A 16547-nucleotide genomic window follows, 5' to 3' on the forward strand; every position below is an offset into this window, starting at 1 on the left:
TGATGTCATTCTATGTAACTAGAGGTGTAACTCGGAGTCCACTTTTCGTGATCTCCGACTCAATGCTTTCCCTCCGGAGCCGGCAAAGGCAAGGATGAAGGCACCCGAACCAATCCAGGAGAGACACATGCAGGCCAAGACCCGCCGCGTGGCCATCATCGGTGGCAATCGCATCCCCTTCGCCCGCTCCAACACGGTCTACGCCGAGGCCTCCAACCAGGAGATGCTGACGGCGGCCGTCGACGGCCTGGTCGAGCGCTTCGGCCTCGAGGGCGAGCAGCTCGGCATGGTCGTCGGTGGCGCCGTGATCAAGCACTCGCGCGACTTCAACCTCGTGCGCGAGGTGGTGCTCGGCTCGAAGCTCAGCGCCCGTACGCCGGCCGTCGACATGCAGATCGCCTGCGGCACCGGCCTCCAGGCCGTGATCACCGTGGCGAACCTGATCGCCCTGGGCCAGATCGACTCCGCCATCGCCGGCGGCTCGGACACCACGTCCGACGCCCCGATCGCGATCAGCGAGAAGCTGCGCAAGAAGCTGATCCAGGTCAACCAGCAGCGCGACACCAAGGACAAGCTCAAGAAGCTGCTCGCGATCCGTCCCGGCGACATCGGCATCCTGCCGCCGGCCAACATCGAGCCGCGCACGGGCCTGTCGATGGGCGACCACCAGGCGATCACCGCCCTCGAGTGGGGCGTCACCCGCGAGGCCCAGGACGAGCTGGCCGCCGCCTCGCACCAGAACCTCGCCCGGGCCTGGGACGAAGGCTTCATGGACGACCTGGTCACCCCGTTCCGCGGTGTCGAGCGCGACAACCACATGCGCCCCGACTCGACGGTCGAGAAGCTGGCCAAGCTCAAGCCGGTGTTCGGCAAGGGCGAGGCCGCCACGATGACCGCCGGCAACTCGACCCCGCTCAGCGACGGCGCCTCCGCCGTGCTTCTGGCCTCGGAGGACTGGGCCAAGGAGCACGACCTCCCGGTGCTGGCCTACATCACCGCCTACGAGACCTCGGCGGTCGACTACGTCGGCGGCGACGAGGGCCTGCTGATGGCGCCGGCGTACGCCGTCTCCGACATGCTCGAGCGCGAGGGCCTGACCCTCCAGGACTTCGACTACTACGAGATCCACGAGGCCTTCGCGGCCCAGGTGCTCTCGACGCTGAAGGCCTGGGAGGACCCGGTGTTCTGCAAGGAGCGCCTCGGTCGCGACAAGCCCCTCGGTGCCATCGACCGCAGCAAGCTCAACGTCAACGGCTCCTCGCTGGCGGCGGCGCACCCGTTCGCCGCGACCGGTGGTCGCATCGTGCCCGTGTTGGCCAAGCTCCTGGCCCAGAAGGGCTCGGGCCGCGGCCTGATCTCGATCTGCGCCGCGGGCGGTCAGGGCGTCGTGGCGATCCTCGAGCGCCCCTGATCGCACCACTCGTCACGCGCAACGGGCGCCGACCTCCTCGGAGGTCGGCGCCCGTTGTCATCGACCCGTCGTTTGTTCGAGGTGACCCGTCGTTTGTTCGGAGGGCCGACCCGAACTGGCGACAGGTCGACCGGAACTGGCGACAGGTCGACCGGAACTGGCGACGGGTCGACCGGAACTGGCGACGGGTCAGCGAGTGGGGCAGCCGGCCAGTGCCAGGCTGGTGTCGACGAGGTACTGGCGCACCTGCACGACCGAGATCGGCGCGATGGTGGGGATGCCGGGGGCCAGTTCCTTGATCAGCATGCCCACGCGGGCCAGCTGGAGGGCGCCGAAGCCGGTCGCGTACATGTGGTTGGCCAGCAGGCTGGTGTCCTCGACCGCGAAGGTGCCCTCGGCGACGCCCTCGTCGAGGGTCGAGCTGAGCATGGCCAGGCACGCCGCGATGCCGCGCCCGAGCCGGAACAGGGCCGACTCGCTGATCTCGTCGAGGAGCTCGGGGCCGGGGCGGCGCATCAGCGCCTGCGCGCAGTCGACGAACGCGGGGTACTCGATGCCGTAGTCGACGAACGCCTCGACCAGGGCCACGAGGCGGTCACGCGGGGTGCCGCCGGCGTCCATCACCGCCTGCATCCGGTCACGCAGCTCGTCGAGGTAGCCGACCAGGGTCAGCGCGAAGAGCTCCTCCTTGCCGGAGAAGTGGCGGTAGAGGATGGCCCGGTTGGTGCCGACGGTCTTGGCGATCTCGTCGATGTGCACGTCGCGGACGCCGCGCTCGTCGAACAGCGCTCGGGTGGCGGCCAGGATCTCCGCCTCGCGACGGCGCCGTCGGGTTGCCGCCGCCGTACGTCGTGGCTCGGCCTGCTTGGTCTTTCCGTCGCTCATGGGATGAGTCTAGACGTAGGTGTAACTCCCTGTCGCACACTCTGTTGACGGATGTCTCGTTTCGTCGGTCGGCGTACGCCGTCGGTGTCGGGACCGCGCGATACGTTGAGCCCGTGCAGCAACGTCTCTGGCGGCCCGACTGGCCGTGCCCGGTCGGGCAGATCCTCGGTGCCAACCGGCGCGGCCCGGGCGATCCGACGTACCGCGTCGACGACGACGGCTCGCACTGGCGCGGCATCCGTACGCCGGAAGGTGTCGGCGCGCTCCGCGTCGTCACACGTGCCGCGGCCGGTGAGGTCGAGGCCACGGCGTGGGGGCCCGGCGCCGGCTGGCTCCTGGAGCGCCTGCCCGCGATGCTCGGCGCCGACGACGACTGGACCGGCTTCGAGGCACGCCATCCCGTCGTGGAGCAAGCGTGGCGCAACCACCCGCACTGGCGCATCGGCCGCACGGGACTGGTGCTCGAGGCGTTGGTGCCGGCCGTCATCGAGCAGAAGGTCACCGGCCAGGAGGCCTTCCTCGGGTTCCGGCGACTCGTACGGCGGTACGGCGAGCGTGCGCCCGGCCCGCACCCCGACCTCTGGGTGCAGCCCGACGCGGCAACCCTGACCACCGTGCCGTCGTGGGAGTGGCTGGCCATGCGTATCGACGGTGCCCGGTCCCGCACCCTCGTCGGCGCCGCGCGTGTGGCGGGCTCCCTGGAGCGCACCACTGGGGTCGACCATCCCGAGGCCGACCGTCGCCTGCGGTCGTTGCCGGGGGTCGGCGTCTGGACGAGTGCCGAGACCCGGGTGCGCGCGCACGGCGACCCCGACGCGGTGAGCTTCGGCGACTACCACGTGGCCAAGGACGTCGGCTGGGCCCTGACCGGTCAGCCCGTCGACGACACGGGGCTCGCCGAGATCCTTCAGAACTGGCCCGGGCATCGCTACCGTGTGCAGGCACTTCTCGGGCTCGACGCGATCCGTCGACCGCGACGTGGACCGCGAATGGCTCCTCGCACCCATTTACCTGGATAGCCATGCTGTCAAGTAGTGAGACTCAAGTAGACCTCGTGTCCACCTTGGCGTAACTTCGTGGCCGCACCACGCGTTTGGTTCAACAACGGTGACTTCAGAGAGCGGGAATCCATGGCTTCGCAGGCGGGTGGCTGGGTGGCTGGCACATTGCCGGCACGAATCGCCAGTGACCTGGGTGGTCGAATCCGTAAGGGGATCGAGACCGCCGGAGCGATGATCGTGCTCGCCATCGAGGCGTCGGTCAGCGCCGCCGTGGACATCGTCAGCCGGAAGTTCTCGTGGTCGGAGTTCCTCCTCCAGGCTTGGTTCATGGCCCGCGTGTCGGTGCTGCCGACCATCCTGGTGGCGATCCCGTTCGGCATCATCGTCTCGATCCAGGTCGGCGGCGTCGCGGCCCAGATCGGCGCCCAGTCGTTCAGTGGCGCGGTCAACGGCATCGGCGTGCTCCGCCAGGGCGCACCCCTGGTCACCTCGATCATGATCGCCGGCGCGGTCGGTGCCGCGATCACCTCCGACCTCGGTGCCCGCACGATCCGCGAAGAGGTCGACGCGCTCAAGGTCATGGGCATCAACCCGGTGCAGCGCCTCGTCGCGCCCCGCGTCGTGGCCGCACTCGTGGTCGCCTTCTTCCTCAACATCATCGTCGCCTCGACCTCGATCATCACCGGCTACATCCTCAACGTCGGCGGTGGTCAGGTCAGCTCGGGCACCTACATCGCCGCGTTCGTCTCCTTCGCGCAACCGACCGACCTCTTCCTCGCCAGCTTCAAGGCCCTCATCTTCGGGTTCATCGCCACGATCGTGGCCTGTCACAAGGGGCTCACCGCCAGTGGCGGCGCCAAGGGCGTGGCCGATGCGGTGAACGAGGCCGTCGTCATCAGCGTCATCTCACTGGCCGTGGTCAACGTCGCGCTGACCCAGGCCTACGTCATGTTGGCCCCGGCCAGGATCGCGTGAGGCGGGCACGATGACCGGAGTGCAAAGCGCCCTCGCCCGGTTCAGCGACTTCATCTGGTTCACCTGGACGACGTTCAGGGGAACCCGCTTCACACTCCAGCGCTACTACAAGGAAGTGCTCCGCCAGCTCGCCGACATCAGCTGGGGCTCCGGCGCCCTGCTCGTCGGCGGCGGCACCGTCGGCGTGATGATCCTGCTGTCGCTCTCCGCGGGCACCTCGCTCGGCATCGAGGGCTTCAACGGCCTCGAGATCATGGGTCTGGCGCCGCTCACCGGGTTCGTCAGCGCCGGCGTCAACACCCGCGAGCTCGCACCGCTGGTAGCCGCCCTCGCCCTCGGGGGCCAGGTGGGCTGCCGCTTCACCGCCCAGATTGGTTCGATGCGCATCTCCGAGGAGATCGACGCCCTCGAGGTGATGGCCGTGGAGCCGATGCGCTACCTGGTCACCACCCGGGTGCTGGCCTGCATGTTCGCGATCCTGCCGCTCTACCTGATCGGCCTGCTCGGTGCGTACGCCGCCTCGGAGGCCTCCGTCGTCCTGATCTTCAACCAGTCGCGCGGCACCTACGAGCACTACTTCTTCTCGTTCATCGACGGACGTGACGTCTTCCTCTCCATCGTCAAGATCGTCGTCTTCGCCACCCTGGTCGCGCTGATCCACTGCTGGTTCGGCTTCCGGGCCAGCGCGGGACCACAGGGTGTCGGTGAGGCGACCGGCCGGGCCATCCGCTGCAGCATCGTCGTCGTGGTGCTGGTCGACATGCTCTTGACGCTGGTGTTCTGGGGATCTGATCCCGGCTTCAGGGTGGCGGGCTGATGAGCGCCCCGGCATCCGTGCGTACCCAGGCCCTGCGCGGCGGCATCTTCCTCGTCGTACTCGCCGTCGCGGTGGGCCTGCTCCTGGCCAACGCATTCGGCAAGTTCGACGAGACCGTGCCGGCCACTGCCCAGCTCGACACCGCCGGCGGCGCCCTCGAGATCGGTGCCGAGGTCAAGCTCGACGGCATCGTGGTCGGCAAGGTCGATGCGATCGAGCCCGCACCCAGGGGTGTCGAGGTCAGCATGCAGTTCGACCCCGAGCAGGCCGAGAAGGTGCCGGGCAACGCCACCGTCCGGGTGCTCCCCGTCAGCATCTTCGGTGCGGCGTACGTCGAGCTGCTGCGGCCCACCGCACCCAGGGGTGTCGTCACCGCCAACGCCGCGCTGAAGCAGGACGCCTCGGCCGAGACGATCGAGCTGGGCGACCTCCTCGAGGAGACCCAGGCACTCGTCGACGCCCTCGGCCCGGCCGAACTGGCCACCATGCTCGAGACCTTCGCCTCCACGCTCGACGGCAAGGGCGACAACATCGGCACCATGATCGAGACCGCGAACCGTGCCGTGTCACGCATCGAGCCCTACATGCCGCTGATCCGCCAGGACATCCGGTTGGCCACCGTGGTGATGTCGACGTTCTCGCGCATCACACCGAACCTCTTCACGGCGCTCGACGGCGTGATGGCCGCCGGTCAGACCCTGGTCGACATGGAGAAGGAGTTCCAGTCAGTGCTTGCCGGACTGACCGACGTCAGCACGACCGTCGATCACGTGGTGACCAACAACCGGGAAGCGTTGCAGACCGGCCTGCCGTACCTCCGCCGTACCCTCCACGCCCTCTACCTCGGGCGCGGCGACATCCCGGCGCTCTTCGCCGCGGTGATCGCCCTGGCCGACAACGGTGGCAAGGCCTTCTCCTACGGCCCGTTCATGCGCATCGACGCCAACCTCCGCCTCGCTCCCGAGGACGGCTACGGCCCCGGTGACTGCCCGACCTACGCCGGCCTCCGTGGCCGGGGCTGCTGAGGAGGGCCCGCGATGAAGACGATTGCCATCAAGTTCGGCCTCTTCGGCCTCGTGTCGATCCTGCTGTTCGTCGGGCTCTACAACACGATGACGAACAAGGTCAACGGCGACTCCAAGACCCTCTACGCCGCGTTCACGAACGTCAGCGGGCTGCGGGCCGGTGACGACGTACGCATCTCCGGGGTCAAGGTCGGCCGCGTCGAGAACGTGACGGTCAAGGACAACACGCTCGCCAAGGTCGAGTTCACCGTGCAGGACAGCCAGAAGGTCAGCGACACCACGCGCGTGGTCATGCGCTACCAGAACCTGCTCGGGCAGAAGTACCTCGCCCTGACACCCGGTGCACAGCCCGGCCCGCCTTTGAAGGACGGCGACGAGATCGGGCTCAACCGCACCCGTCCCGGTTTCGACCTCACCGCGCTGCTCAACGGCTTCGAACCGCTCTTCAACGTGCTCTCGCCCAAGGACCTGAACACCCTGGCCTCCAACATCGTCTCCGTGTTGCAGGGGGAGTCCGGCAGCGTCGAGTCGCTCCTGGCCGAGACCGGCGAGCTCACCTCCTTCCTGGCCGACAAGGACCAGGTCTTCGGCGAGGTCGTGGAGAACCTCACGCCGGTGGTCGACAACCTGGCCGCGAACTCCGACCAGTTCGACACCGCCCTGGTCGAGCTGCGCAAGCTGGTGACCGAGCTCAACAAGGGCAGTGGCAACTTCTTCGGGGCCCTCGACAACATCGGCACCAACCTCGACTCGACGACCGACCTGGTCAACGACCTGCGGCCGACGATCGAGGCCGACATCCGTTCACTTCGGCGCCTGGGCGCCACCATCACGAGGGGCACGCCGGTCATCGAGAACGCCTTCGACGCCCTGCCCCAGCTGGTCGGCGCCTTCGTGCGCTCGCAGTCCTACGGCGCCAACCTGCAGGTCTACAACTGCAAGTTCGGCATCAAGCTGCTGGGCGAGAACACGACCTGGATCGGTGGCCAGAACGGCCCGTTCTCGGAGGCCTGCCGATGAACTTCGCGAAGACACCCGAGAGCTACCGCAGGATCGGCCTGATGGGCGCCGGGGTCCTGGCGATCCTCGCCGCCCTGATCATGGCGACCACGATCTTCCCGTTCGGCGCGAACACCTACACCGCCGAGCTCGAGCACACCGCCGGCCTGCGCGTCGGTGAAGAGGTTCAGGTGGCCGGCGTCGGCGTCGGTGAGATCCGCAAGATCGAGCTCGACGGGCAACACGTCCAGATCGAGTTCACCGTCGACAAGGACATCGAGCTCGGCAAGGCGACCACCGCCGAGGTGAAGGTGGCCACCCTGCTCGGCACCCACTTCCTGCTGCTGTCACCGTCCGGCAAGGGCGAGCTCTCCCACGAGCACATCCCGCTGTCCCAGACCCACGTGCCGTTCAACCTCCAGGACGTCATCAACCAGACCGGCGACCTCTCCCAGAAGCTGGACGTCGACACCATCCGGACGGCGCTCAACACGGTGGCCAGGACGATGGACCAGTCGAGCGAGGAGTTCCTGCCTGCCCTGCGCGGCATCTCCGACCTCTCCGAGATGTTCGCCAACCGCTCCGACGACCTCGGCACACTGCTCGAGTCGACGAGCACGTTCAGCGAGCAGCTGGCCAACAGCAGCGACGACATCACGGTGCTGATGAGGCAGGCCAACGTGCTGCTGACCGAGCTGGTCTCCAGGCGGCAGGCGATCCACAACCTGCTCGTCGACCTCCGGGCGATCGGCACGCAGCTGAGCAGCCTGATGAAGGAGAACCGCGACGAGATCGGGCCGATGCTCGACAACCTGAACAACACCATCCAGCTGCTCACCAGGAACCACGAGAAGCTGGGCCAGGTCGCCGACCTGCTCGGACCGACGGCGCGCTACTTCGCCAACAGCACCGGCTCGGGGTCCTGGCTCGACCAGTACATGCCCGGTGCCACGCCGGACACCATCCGGTGCCGCATCGAAGGGAAGTGCAGCTGATGCAGGCATCTCTCGGTCGCTCCCTGCGGCTGCTGGCCATGCTGCTCGCCCTCACGGTGGGGCTCACCGGCTGTGGACCTTTCGGCAAGGACAAGACCACGATCACGGTCCAGCTCACCAACAGCGCGGGGCTCTTCGTCGGCAACGACGTGGGCGTCCTCGGCGTCCCGGTCGGAGAGGTCACCAAGATCGAGCCCCACGGTGACCGGGTCGACGTCACCCTCGAGCTCGACCCCGACGTCAAGATCCCGGCCGACGCGGGCGCCGTCATCGTTTCAAGGTCGATGGCCACCGACCGGTACGTCGAGCTCACCCCGGCGTACAAGTCCGGACCGGTGATGAAGACCGGCGCCACCATCGACCAGGAGCAGACCCGCACCCCCGTCGAGTGGGACGAGCTGCTCGACTCCATCGACGTCCTGGCGGAGGGCCTGAACGGCAAGGGCAAGAACGCCAAGCCGCTCAAGCGGCTGCTCGACAAGACGGCCAACACCCTCGACGGCAACGGCAAGCAGATCCGCCGCACGATCACCAACCTGGTCAACGGCACCGGGGCCTTCGCCGAGCACAGCGACGCCTTCGCCACCACTTTGGGCAACCTCGACACCCTCACGGCGGCGATCGCCAAGAACGACAAGCTGGCCCGCCGCTTCATCAACAACGTCTCGGCCGGCACCAACCTCGTCCGCGACGAGCGGATCAACCTGCAGACCGCGGTCGACAGCCTCAGCGAGACGATCAGCCTGCTCGCCGTCTTCGTCAAGCACCACAAGGGCGACATGCGCACGGCGGTGCTGAACATCGAGGACCTCTCGCAGCGCATCCTCAAGCACAAGGGCTCCCTCAGCGAGCTGCTCGAGGTCATGCCGGTGGCGATGGAGAACCTCGGCCGCGCGATCAACGACCAGAAGCGGCTCGACATCCGGCTTCCCGTCGAGCTGCTGCTCCCGGGCACCGAGGTCGTGCACGCACTCTGTGGCCTGATCCCGGGTCCGCTGTGCGAGGCCCTGTCCGGTGCCCAGGACCTGGGTTCCGTGATCGACATCCTGCTCGGCGGGGGGAGGAAGCCATGACCGGCCTGCTGCGAATCCTCGGACTGCTGGTCGCCACGCTGCTGGTCAGCACCGGGTGCTCCGCACTGAACGCGGAGAACATCCCCGTCGGCACCGGCGTCGAGGATCCCTACGATGTCACGGTGTCGTTCCCCGATGCGCTCAACCTTGCCAACGGTGCTGCGGTCAAGATCGACGGTGCCACCGTGGGACGGGTCGAGGAGGTCGCCACGGCCGACTTCCAGGCCCGGGTCACGCTGAACATGGATGGCAAGACCAAGCTGCCCCGCGACACCACCTTCCGCTTGCGCCCGACCACCGCCCTCGGTGAGCTCTTCGTCGAGGTGATCCGGGGCAAGAGCCGAACGCTGCTCACCGACGGGGCCAAGGTCGGCATCGACCAGACCCGCTCGGCGCCGACCGTCGAGGACGGCCTGGCCGCCGCGTCGCTCCTGATCAACGGCGGCAGCCTGAGTCAGATCAAGACGATCATCAACGAGGTCAACACCGCGCTCGACGGCCGCACCGGCACCGTGCGCGACTTCATCAACAACACCGAGTCGCTGGTCGGCACGCTCAACGACAGCAAGGCCGACATCGACCTGTTCCTCAACGCCCTGGCCCGTACGTCGAAGCTGCTGAACGCGCGAGAGGACCAGATCAACCGGGCGATCAAGCTGGCCGGACCGGTGGCGAAGGTGGTCCGCCGCAACAGCGGCAAGATCACCGCGCTGCTCCAGGAGCTCGAGGGGATGAGCAAGAACGTCGACGGCCTGGTCACCGCCACCAAGGGCGACATCAGTGTCTCCGCGGCCGAGCTCGGCCCCATTCTCGACACCCTGCAGGACAACAAGGCGCAGGCGAAGTCGATGCTGGTCAAGGCCACCAACCTCGCCGCCCTGATCGACCGGGCCGTGCCGACCGAGTACCTCAACCTCTCCCTCGAGCTGCGGCTCAGCACCGGCTTCGGCATGCCTCTCCCGGGTGCCCGCACGGCCACGACGCAGGAGGCCACCCCGTGAAGAACAAGGCTGCTGCCAAGGCGTCCCTCGGCAAGCTGATCTTCGGTGCCGCCGTGCTGGCCGGCGTGCTCGTGGCCTGCCTCGTGCTGCTGTTCGCGTGGATCCTCCAGGCGCCGATCGGCAAGCAGAAGGCAGAGATCACGGTGACCATGCCGCGCACCGGCGGCCTGTTCGAGGGATCCTCCGCGAGCTACCGCGGAGTCGAGGTCGGCGAGGTCAAGAAGATCGAGCTCGACGGCTCCGGGGTGAAGGTCACCGTCGACCTCAAGTCCGGTGTCGAGATCCCCGCAGACGTCGTGGCCAAGGTGCGTTCGCTCTCACCCGTGGGGGAGCAGTACATCGACTTCCGGCCGAACAGGACCGGCGGTCCCTACCTCGCCGACGGCGACCGGGTCTCCGCGACCGCCGATGACCTTCCGGTGTCGCTGGCGAAGATGGTCAGCGGACTGCAGGCCGCGATGCGCCAGGTCGACCCCGACAAGGTCCGCACCGTGCTCCGAGAGGTCAACACCGCCTTCGCGGGCAGTGGTGACGACCTGCGGAAGCTGCTCGCGAACACCGAGACCCTGCTCGACACGGTCGACACGACGTGGCCCACCGCCGAACGCGTGCTGACCCAGGGGCGCACGACGCTGAAGATCTTCGCCGACAACCGGCAGCTCCTGGTCGACTGGGCGGCCTCGGCGGCCACGGTCGGCACCTGGTTCGTGCAGTGGAACCCCGACGTGCGCGCGATCCTGTCGCGGATGCCGGGAGACCTGGCCGACGTGATGGTGCTGATCGACGGCGTCGACCACCGCCTGCCCGGCCTGTTGAAGAACGTCAACCCGCTGACCAAGTTCCTCGCCCTGCGTGGCCCCCATCTGCAGGCGACGCTGTCGATGACGCCGTACGGCCTCGGGCGCTTCGCCAGTGTCATGTACAACGGCTACATGAACGTGACGGCGAGCCTCCAGAAGACGCAGCCCTACTGCAACTACGGCACCGATCGTGGCAGTCCCACGGAGGGCACCGGTGGGCGCGACCTCTACCTGAACGGGCACTGCACCGGGTCTGCTCCGTGGCGCGGTGCCAACCACGCGCCCGCACCGTTGACCCGCTGACCTCTCCTACGTCGACCCGTCGTGAATTCTGATCGACCTGTCGCCAGTTTCGCTCACTGAACGAAACTGGCGACGGCTCGACGCGAACTGGCGACGGGTCGACGCGAACTGGCGACAGGTCAGCGGGTGCGGCGGCGGTCGGGTTGCACGCGCAGGGCCTGAAGGGTGGTGGCCAGCATCCGGTAGTGGCCGACCAGCATGAGCAGCTCGACCGACGTGCGCTCGTCGAGGTGCTCGCGCACCCGGTGCCAGGTGGCGTCCGACAGGTCGGCGTCGCGCAGCAGCTCGTCGGTCGCGTCGAGCAGCATTGTGTCGCGCGCGGACCAGTCGTGCTCCGCGCGTCCGGCCAGGCCCTCGATCTCCGGCGTGGTGAGACCGGCCTTGCGGCCCATGCCCTCGTGCTGCGCCCACTCGTAGTCGGAGTGCGCGGTCGCGGCCACGCGCAGGATCACCAGCTCGGTCTCGCGGCGGGCCAGGCGTCCGCCGGGCATCAGGCGCCCGGCGAAGTGCAGCCAGCCCCAGAAGAGCCGCCGGTTGCGGCCCAGGGTGAGGAACACCGCCGGCGGTTCGGTGCCCGAGACCCGGCCGGCCAGCCGCGAGAACGCCCAGATGGCGGGTCCGACCTCGCGCACGCCGCCCGGGCCGAGGCGAGGTGTGGTGCTCATGCGGGGTCCCTGGGCTTGCCGCAGCGCAGCGAGGATTTGTCTGGGGTGCTCATGTGGCGTCCGAACGGCGGGCCCGACCCACTGCGGGCAGGGCCCGGTTGGCGCCGCGGTTCATCACCCGCATCGCGACGACGTACGCCGGGGAGCAGTGTCGCTGCAGCGCGTGGATCAGCCGGATGTCGTTCGAGGTGTAGACCCAGTACTTGTTGCGGCGTACGCCGTCGAGGATCGCCGCCGCGGCCTGGTCGGGTGTGGCGGCGCGCTTGCGGAACCGGGCGTGCAGCTTCTCGAAGGCGGGGGAGGAATGGTCGACCCCGGCGATCTCGACGGTCTGCGTCAACGGCGTCGCCACCCCGCCGGGGCAGACCAGGCTGACCCCGATGCGGTGCCGGCGCAGGTCGAAGCGGAGCACCTCGGACACACCGCGGAGGCCGAACTTGCTGGCCGAGTACGCCGCGTGCCAGGGCATGCCGATGATGCCGGCGGCGGAGGAGACGTTGACCAGGTGGCCCGGCCTCCCGGCCTCGATCATCGGAGGGACGAGCGACTCGATGACGTGGATGGGCCCCATCAGGTTGATGTCGACCAGCTTGCGCCACTGCTCGTGCTCGAGGGACTGGACGGTGCCCCACGACGAGATGCCCGCGACGTTCATCACGACGTCCATCGCGCCGTGCTCCTGGGTCAAGCGGGCTGCCAGCGCCTTGACCGCCGGGTAGTCGCTGATGTCGGCCGCCTCGACGAACGGGACCGAACCTCCGCCGGCCCGGATCTCCGCGGCCGTTGCCTCGAGCAACTCGGCGTTGCGATCGGTGAGGAACACCGAGGCGCCCTCGGCGGCCGCGAGGACGGCGCAGGAACGACCGATCCCGCTCGCCGCCCCGGTGATGAAGACCTTCCGGCCGGACAGGTCCCTGAAGGGCGGTCTGAAGGGGTTGCGGAACATGTGTCTCCTGGTCGTGGGGGTCAGAGCAGGGGCCGTAGCGGCGCCAGCACCGCCTCGGTGAAGCGACGGTAGATGTCACGGGACTCCCACTCGTCGCGGGTCAGCTCGGCACTGTTGGACAGGTCGACCTCGTAGATCTGCTCCATCGCGTGGGCCATGCCGGGGTCGATGATCTCGACGTTGATCTCGTAGTTGCCCTGCATGCTGAGCCGGTCGATGTTGGCCGTGCCGATGGTGGACCAGCTGCCGTCGATGGTGGCCGTCTTGGCGTGCACCATGGCGTCCTTGAACCGGAAGATGCGCACCCCGGCGGCGATCAGCTGGCCGAAGTAGCCGCGCGAGATCCAGTCGGCCACGATGTGGTTGGACTTGGCCGGCACCAGCAGGCGTACGTCGACGCCGCGGCGGGCGGCGTCGGCCAATGCGTCGACGAAGTCCTGGTCGGGGATGAAGTAGGCGTGGGTCAGCCAGATGTTGCCGGTTGCCCGGTTGATCGCCTCGAGGTACATCGAGCGGATCGGGAACATCCACAGCCGGGGCACGTTGCGCTGGAAGCGGATGCGCGGCTCCCACTGCGAGGCGGTCTCGAGCAGCAGCGGCCGCTCGCTGGCGCGGAAGCGCTTGCGGCGGTAGAGGTTCCAGAAGTCGGCGAAGGCACGCTTGAGGTCCCAGACACCGGGGCCGGTGATCCGGCAGTGCGTGTCGCGCCACTCCGTGGCGTAGGGGGTGCCGATGTTGTAGCCGCCGACGAACCCGACCTCGTCGTCGACCACCAGGATCTTGCGGTGGTCACGACCGTAGTGGCGTAGGTCGAAGAACCGCAGCCCGGCGTTGTAGACCGGGAAGCGGAGCACCTTCAGGCTCGGGCTGAACTTCTTGAACGTCGGCTTGACCACGATGTTGGCGAACGCGTCGTAGATGATGTGCACGTCGACGCCACGGTCGGCGGCATCGGTCAGCGCCTGCTTGAACCGCTCGCCGACCTCGTCGCCCTTCCAGATGTAGGTCTCGAAGAGGATCTGCCGCTTGGCCCCGGCGATCGCGGCCAGCATGTCGTCGTACAGGTCCTGGCCGAAGGTGTACGTCGTGACGGTGCCGTCGCCGACCTCGACGGTCTCGGGGGTCGTGGTCGGGAACGGCTTGGGCTTCTTGTTGCGCCGGCGGTAGGAGTCGACCAGCGTCAGCCCGATGGCCAGCAGCACCTGGACGCCGAAGAACGACAGCAGGGTGCGCCGGACGAGGGTGAGGAGCCGGGCCCGGCTGCTGTCTGTTCGGGGCACGGCGTCAATCTAGTGGACATCACCGACACGAGGAGGCAGGGCCCGCTGACCGGGTGCCACTCGTTCTCCGCTGGCGTTGTCGGTGGCGCCGTCTAGGCTTGCCGTCATGCGACCAGTGACCGATCTCGAGCGCCGGGTGGCCCCGTTCGAAGTGATCTCCGACTACCAGCCGGCGGGCGACCAGCCGGCGGCGATCAAGGAGATCTCCGCCCGGGTGCGCGACGGCGTCGACGACATCGTGCTGCTCGGCGCCACCGGCACCGGCAAGACCGCGACCGTGGCGTGGGTGGCCGAGGAGCTCCAGCGACCCCTGCTCGTGCTCCAGCCCAACAAGACCCTGGCCGCCCAGTTCGCCAACGAGCTGCGCGGCCTGTTCCCCAACAACGCCGTCGAGTACTTCGTCAGCTACTACGACTACTACCAGCCCGAGGCCTACGTCCCGCAGACCGACACCTACATCGAGAAGGACTCCTCGATCAACGAGGAGGTCGAGCGACTGCGCCACTCGGCGACGAACTCGCTGCTGACCCGTCGTGACGTGATCGTGGTGTCGACGGTCTCCTGCATCTACGGTCTCGGCACCCCGCAGGAGTACGTCGACCGCATGCTGAGGCTGCGCGTGGGGGAGGAGCACGACCGCGACTCGATCCTGCGCCAGCTGGTCTCGATCCAGTACACCCGCAACGACCTGGCCTTCACCCGCGGCACGTTCCGGGTGCGCGGCGACACCCTCGAGATCTTCCCGGTCTACGAGGAGCACGCGGTCCGGGTGGAGTTCTTCGGCGACGAGATCGAGCGGCTGATGACGCTGCACCCGGTGACCGGTGAGGTGATCACCGACGACCAGGAGCTGTACGTCTTCCCGGCCACCCACTACGTGGCCGGCCCCGAGCGCATGGAGCGGGCGATCAACGGCATCGAGGCCGAGCTCGAGGAGCAGCTGGCCACCTTCGAGCGCCAGGGCAAGCTGCTCGAGGCGCAGCGGCTGCGCATGCGCACGACGTACGACGTGGAGATGATGCGGCAGGTCGGGTCGTGCTCCGGCATCGAGAACTACTCGATGCACATCGACGGCCGCGCCCGTGGCACGGCCCCCAACTGCCTGCTCGACTACTTCCCCGAGGACTTCATGCTCGTGGTCGACGAGTCCCACGTGGCGGTGCCCCAGATCGGCGGCATGTACGAAGGCGACATGTCGCGCAAGCGCAACCTGGTCGAGCACGGCTTCCGGCTGCCCAGCGCCATGGACAACCGCCCGCTGAAGTGGGAGGAGTTCCTCGAGCGCATCGGCCAGACCATCTATCTCTCCGCCACCCCGGGCAACTACGAGCTCGACAAGGTGCAGGGCGACGTCGTCGAGCAGATCATCCGCCCGACCGGCCTGATCGACCCCGAGGTGATCGTCAAGCCGACCAAGGGCCAGATCGACGACCTGATCCACGAGATCCGCGAGCGCACGGAGAAGAACGAGCGGGTCCTGGTCACGACGCTGACCAAGAAGATGTCCGAGGACCTCACCGACTACCTGCTCGATGCGGGCATCCGCACCCGCTACCTGCACAGCGAGGTCGACACCCTGCGTCGCATCGAGCTGCTCCGCGAGCTGCGTCTCGGCGAGTACGACGTCCTCGTCGGCATCAACCTGCTGCGCGAGGGCCTCGACCTGCCCGAGGTGTCGCTGGTGGCGATCCTCGACGCCGACAAGGAGGGCTTCCTGCGCTCCGACAAGTCGCTGATCCAGACCATCGGTCGCGCGGCCCGCAACGTGTCCGGCCAGGTGTTCATGTACGCCGACAAGATCACCGACTCCATGGAGCGGGCGATCGACGAGACCAACCGGCGCCGCGCCAAGCAGGTCGCCTACAACACCGAGCGCGGGCTCGACCCCCAGCCGCTGCGCAAGAAGATCGCCGACATCACCGACATGCTGGCCCGTGAGGACGAGTCGACCGAGGAGCTGCTCAAGACCTGGCAGCACATGGACCCGAGGCAGAAGAAGGCGCCGGTCCCGGCGCTGTCCAGGCTGCACGGCGACCAGCGCACCCCCGATGCGGCGGGACTGCCCAGTGCCGAGCTGGCCGAGCTGATCCAGGAGCTGACCGACCAGATGCACAACGCCGCGGCCGAGCTGCAGTTCGAGGTCGCGGCCCGGCTGCGTGACGAGATCTCCGGGCTCAAGAAGGAGCTGCGCCAGATGATCGAGGCGACGCGATGAATGCCTGGCACGCGCGCTGGCGGCGTTCTCGTCGCTCGCAGGCCAACCCCGGGCCAGCTTCGCTCCTCGNGCCTTGCCATCACACGCACCAGACACTCATCGTCTGTGGCCGAGCGCCGGCACGCGCGCTGGCGGCGTTCTCGTCGCTCGCAGGCC

15 protein-coding genes are annotated in these 16547 nt (G+C 68.0%); 11 read left to right on the forward strand and 4 right to left on the reverse strand.

The window, feature by feature from the left end; all coding sequences use genetic code 11:
* The first annotated feature begins 127 nt into the window (after window positions 1–127).
* A complete protein-coding gene (locus tag ASH02_RS10200; RefSeq protein ID WP_056677153.1) occupies window positions 128–1411 on the forward strand; it encodes an acetyl-CoA C-acetyltransferase in 1284 nt (427 codons plus the stop codon).
* 189 nt (window positions 1412–1600) lie between these two features.
* On the opposite strand, the gene ASH02_RS10205 is transcribed toward ASH02_RS10200, so the two are convergent.
* Window positions 1601–2296, reverse strand: a complete 696-nt coding sequence (locus tag ASH02_RS10205; RefSeq protein WP_056677157.1) for a TetR/AcrR family transcriptional regulator — start codon at window positions 2294–2296, stop codon at window positions 1601–1603.
* Between the two features lie 113 nt (window positions 2297–2409).
* Between ASH02_RS10205 and ASH02_RS10210 the strand changes: the two genes are divergently transcribed.
* From ASH02_RS10210 to ASH02_RS10250, 9 genes are all read left to right on the forward strand, one after another.
* Window positions 2410–3315 carry a DNA-3-methyladenine glycosylase family protein gene (locus tag ASH02_RS10210; protein WP_056677159.1) on the forward strand — a complete coding sequence of 302 codons (906 nt, stop codon included), beginning with the start codon at window positions 2410–2412 and terminating at the stop codon, window positions 3313–3315.
* 111 nt (window positions 3316–3426) lie between these two features.
* Window positions 3427–4272, forward strand: coding sequence for an MlaE family ABC transporter permease (locus ASH02_RS10215; RefSeq protein ID WP_056677160.1), 846 nt, complete (start codon window positions 3427–3429; stop codon window positions 4270–4272).
* Window positions 4273–4282: 10 nt separating this feature from the next.
* Window positions 4283–5089, forward strand: a complete 807-nt coding sequence (locus ASH02_RS10220) for an ABC transporter permease (RefSeq protein ID WP_082599441.1) — start codon at window positions 4283–4285, stop codon at window positions 5087–5089.
* Window positions 5089–6114, forward strand: a complete 1026-nt coding sequence (locus ASH02_RS10225) for an MCE family protein (protein WP_082620848.1) — start codon at window positions 5089–5091, stop codon at window positions 6112–6114. Before ASH02_RS10220 ends, ASH02_RS10225 begins: the two co-directional genes overlap by 1 nt.
* A gap of 12 nt (window positions 6115–6126) precedes the next feature.
* On the forward strand, window positions 6127–7134 hold the full coding sequence (locus ASH02_RS10230; protein WP_057294689.1) for an MlaD family protein: 1008 nt from the start codon (window positions 6127–6129) through the stop codon (window positions 7132–7134).
* Entirely contained in the window at window positions 7131–8108 is a 978-nt protein-coding gene (locus tag ASH02_RS10235; protein WP_057294690.1) for an MCE family protein, read from the forward strand. The genes ASH02_RS10230 and ASH02_RS10235 overlap by 4 nt, the downstream gene beginning before the upstream one ends.
* Window positions 8108–9181 (forward strand): MCE family protein, encoded by a 1074-nt coding sequence (locus ASH02_RS10240; RefSeq protein ID WP_156409747.1) that lies wholly within the window; start codon window positions 8108–8110, stop codon window positions 9179–9181. Before ASH02_RS10235 ends, ASH02_RS10240 begins: the two co-directional genes overlap by 1 nt.
* On the forward strand, window positions 9178–10182 hold the full coding sequence (locus tag ASH02_RS10245) for an MCE family protein (RefSeq protein ID WP_056677171.1): 1005 nt from the start codon (window positions 9178–9180) through the stop codon (window positions 10180–10182). Before ASH02_RS10240 ends, ASH02_RS10245 begins: the two co-directional genes overlap by 4 nt.
* Window positions 10179–11285, forward strand: coding sequence for an MlaD family protein (locus ASH02_RS10250; RefSeq protein ID WP_056677174.1), 1107 nt, complete (start codon window positions 10179–10181; stop codon window positions 11283–11285). The genes ASH02_RS10245 and ASH02_RS10250 overlap by 4 nt, the downstream gene beginning before the upstream one ends.
* 119 nt (window positions 11286–11404) lie before the next feature.
* On the opposite strand, the gene ASH02_RS10255 is transcribed toward ASH02_RS10250, so the two are convergent.
* The 3 genes from ASH02_RS10255 to ASH02_RS10265 are packed head-to-tail and all read right to left on the reverse strand — an operon-like array spanning window position 11405 to window position 14176.
* Entirely contained in the window at window positions 11405–11950 is a 546-nt protein-coding gene (locus ASH02_RS10255; RefSeq protein ID WP_057294692.1) for a carboxymuconolactone decarboxylase family protein, read from the reverse strand.
* Window positions 11951–11999: 49 nt separating this feature from the next.
* Window positions 12000–12896 (reverse strand): SDR family oxidoreductase, encoded by an 897-nt coding sequence (locus tag ASH02_RS10260; protein ID WP_057294693.1) that lies wholly within the window; start codon window positions 12894–12896, stop codon window positions 12000–12002.
* A gap of 20 nt (window positions 12897–12916) precedes the next feature.
* Complete coding sequence (locus tag ASH02_RS10265; protein WP_056677183.1) at window positions 12917–14176, reverse strand: phospholipase D-like domain-containing protein; 1260 nt, start codon at window positions 14174–14176, stop codon at window positions 12917–12919.
* A gap of 106 nt (window positions 14177–14282) precedes the next feature.
* On the opposite strand from ASH02_RS10265, the gene uvrB reads away from it, so the two are divergent.
* Window positions 14283–16391: an excinuclease ABC subunit UvrB gene (gene uvrB, locus ASH02_RS10270; protein WP_057294694.1), complete on the forward strand. Its 2109-nt coding sequence runs from the start codon at window positions 14283–14285 to the stop codon at window positions 16389–16391.
* Window positions 16392–16547: the final 156 nt, after the last annotated feature.

Origin of the sequence: Nocardioides sp. Soil796 (genome assembly GCF_001429525.1) — a bacterium.
Classification (GTDB): Bacteria; Actinomycetota; Actinomycetes; order Propionibacteriales; family Nocardioidaceae; genus Nocardioides.

Coding starts and splice junctions, on each gene's coding strand:
- ASH02_RS10200 (WP_056677153.1), top strand. CDS start 128: ATGCAGGCCAAGACCCGCCGCGTGGCCATCATCGGTGGCAATCGCATC.
- ASH02_RS10205 (WP_056677157.1), bottom strand. CDS start 2,296: ATGAGCGACGGAAAGACCAAGCAGGCCGAGCCACGACGTACGGCGGCG.
- ASH02_RS10215 (WP_056677160.1), top strand. CDS start 3,427: ATGGCTTCGCAGGCGGGTGGCTGGGTGGCTGGCACATTGCCGGCACGA.
- ASH02_RS10220 (WP_082599441.1), top strand. CDS start 4,283: ATGACCGGAGTGCAAAGCGCCCTCGCCCGGTTCAGCGACTTCATCTGG.
- ASH02_RS10225 (WP_082620848.1), top strand. CDS start 5,089: ATGAGCGCCCCGGCATCCGTGCGTACCCAGGCCCTGCGCGGCGGCATC.
- ASH02_RS10230 (WP_057294689.1), top strand. CDS start 6,127: ATGAAGACGATTGCCATCAAGTTCGGCCTCTTCGGCCTCGTGTCGATC.
- ASH02_RS10235 (WP_057294690.1), top strand. CDS start 7,131: ATGAACTTCGCGAAGACACCCGAGAGCTACCGCAGGATCGGCCTGATG.
- ASH02_RS10240 (WP_156409747.1), top strand. CDS start 8,108: ATGCAGGCATCTCTCGGTCGCTCCCTGCGGCTGCTGGCCATGCTGCTC.
- ASH02_RS10245 (WP_056677171.1), top strand. CDS start 9,178: ATGACCGGCCTGCTGCGAATCCTCGGACTGCTGGTCGCCACGCTGCTG.
- ASH02_RS10255 (WP_057294692.1), bottom strand. CDS start 11,950: ATGAGCACCACACCTCGCCTCGGCCCGGGCGGCGTGCGCGAGGTCGGA.
- ASH02_RS10260 (WP_057294693.1), bottom strand. CDS start 12,896: ATGTTCCGCAACCCCTTCAGACCGCCCTTCAGGGACCTGTCCGGCCGG.
- uvrB (WP_057294694.1), top strand. CDS start 14,283: ATGCGACCAGTGACCGATCTCGAGCGCCGGGTGGCCCCGTTCGAAGTG.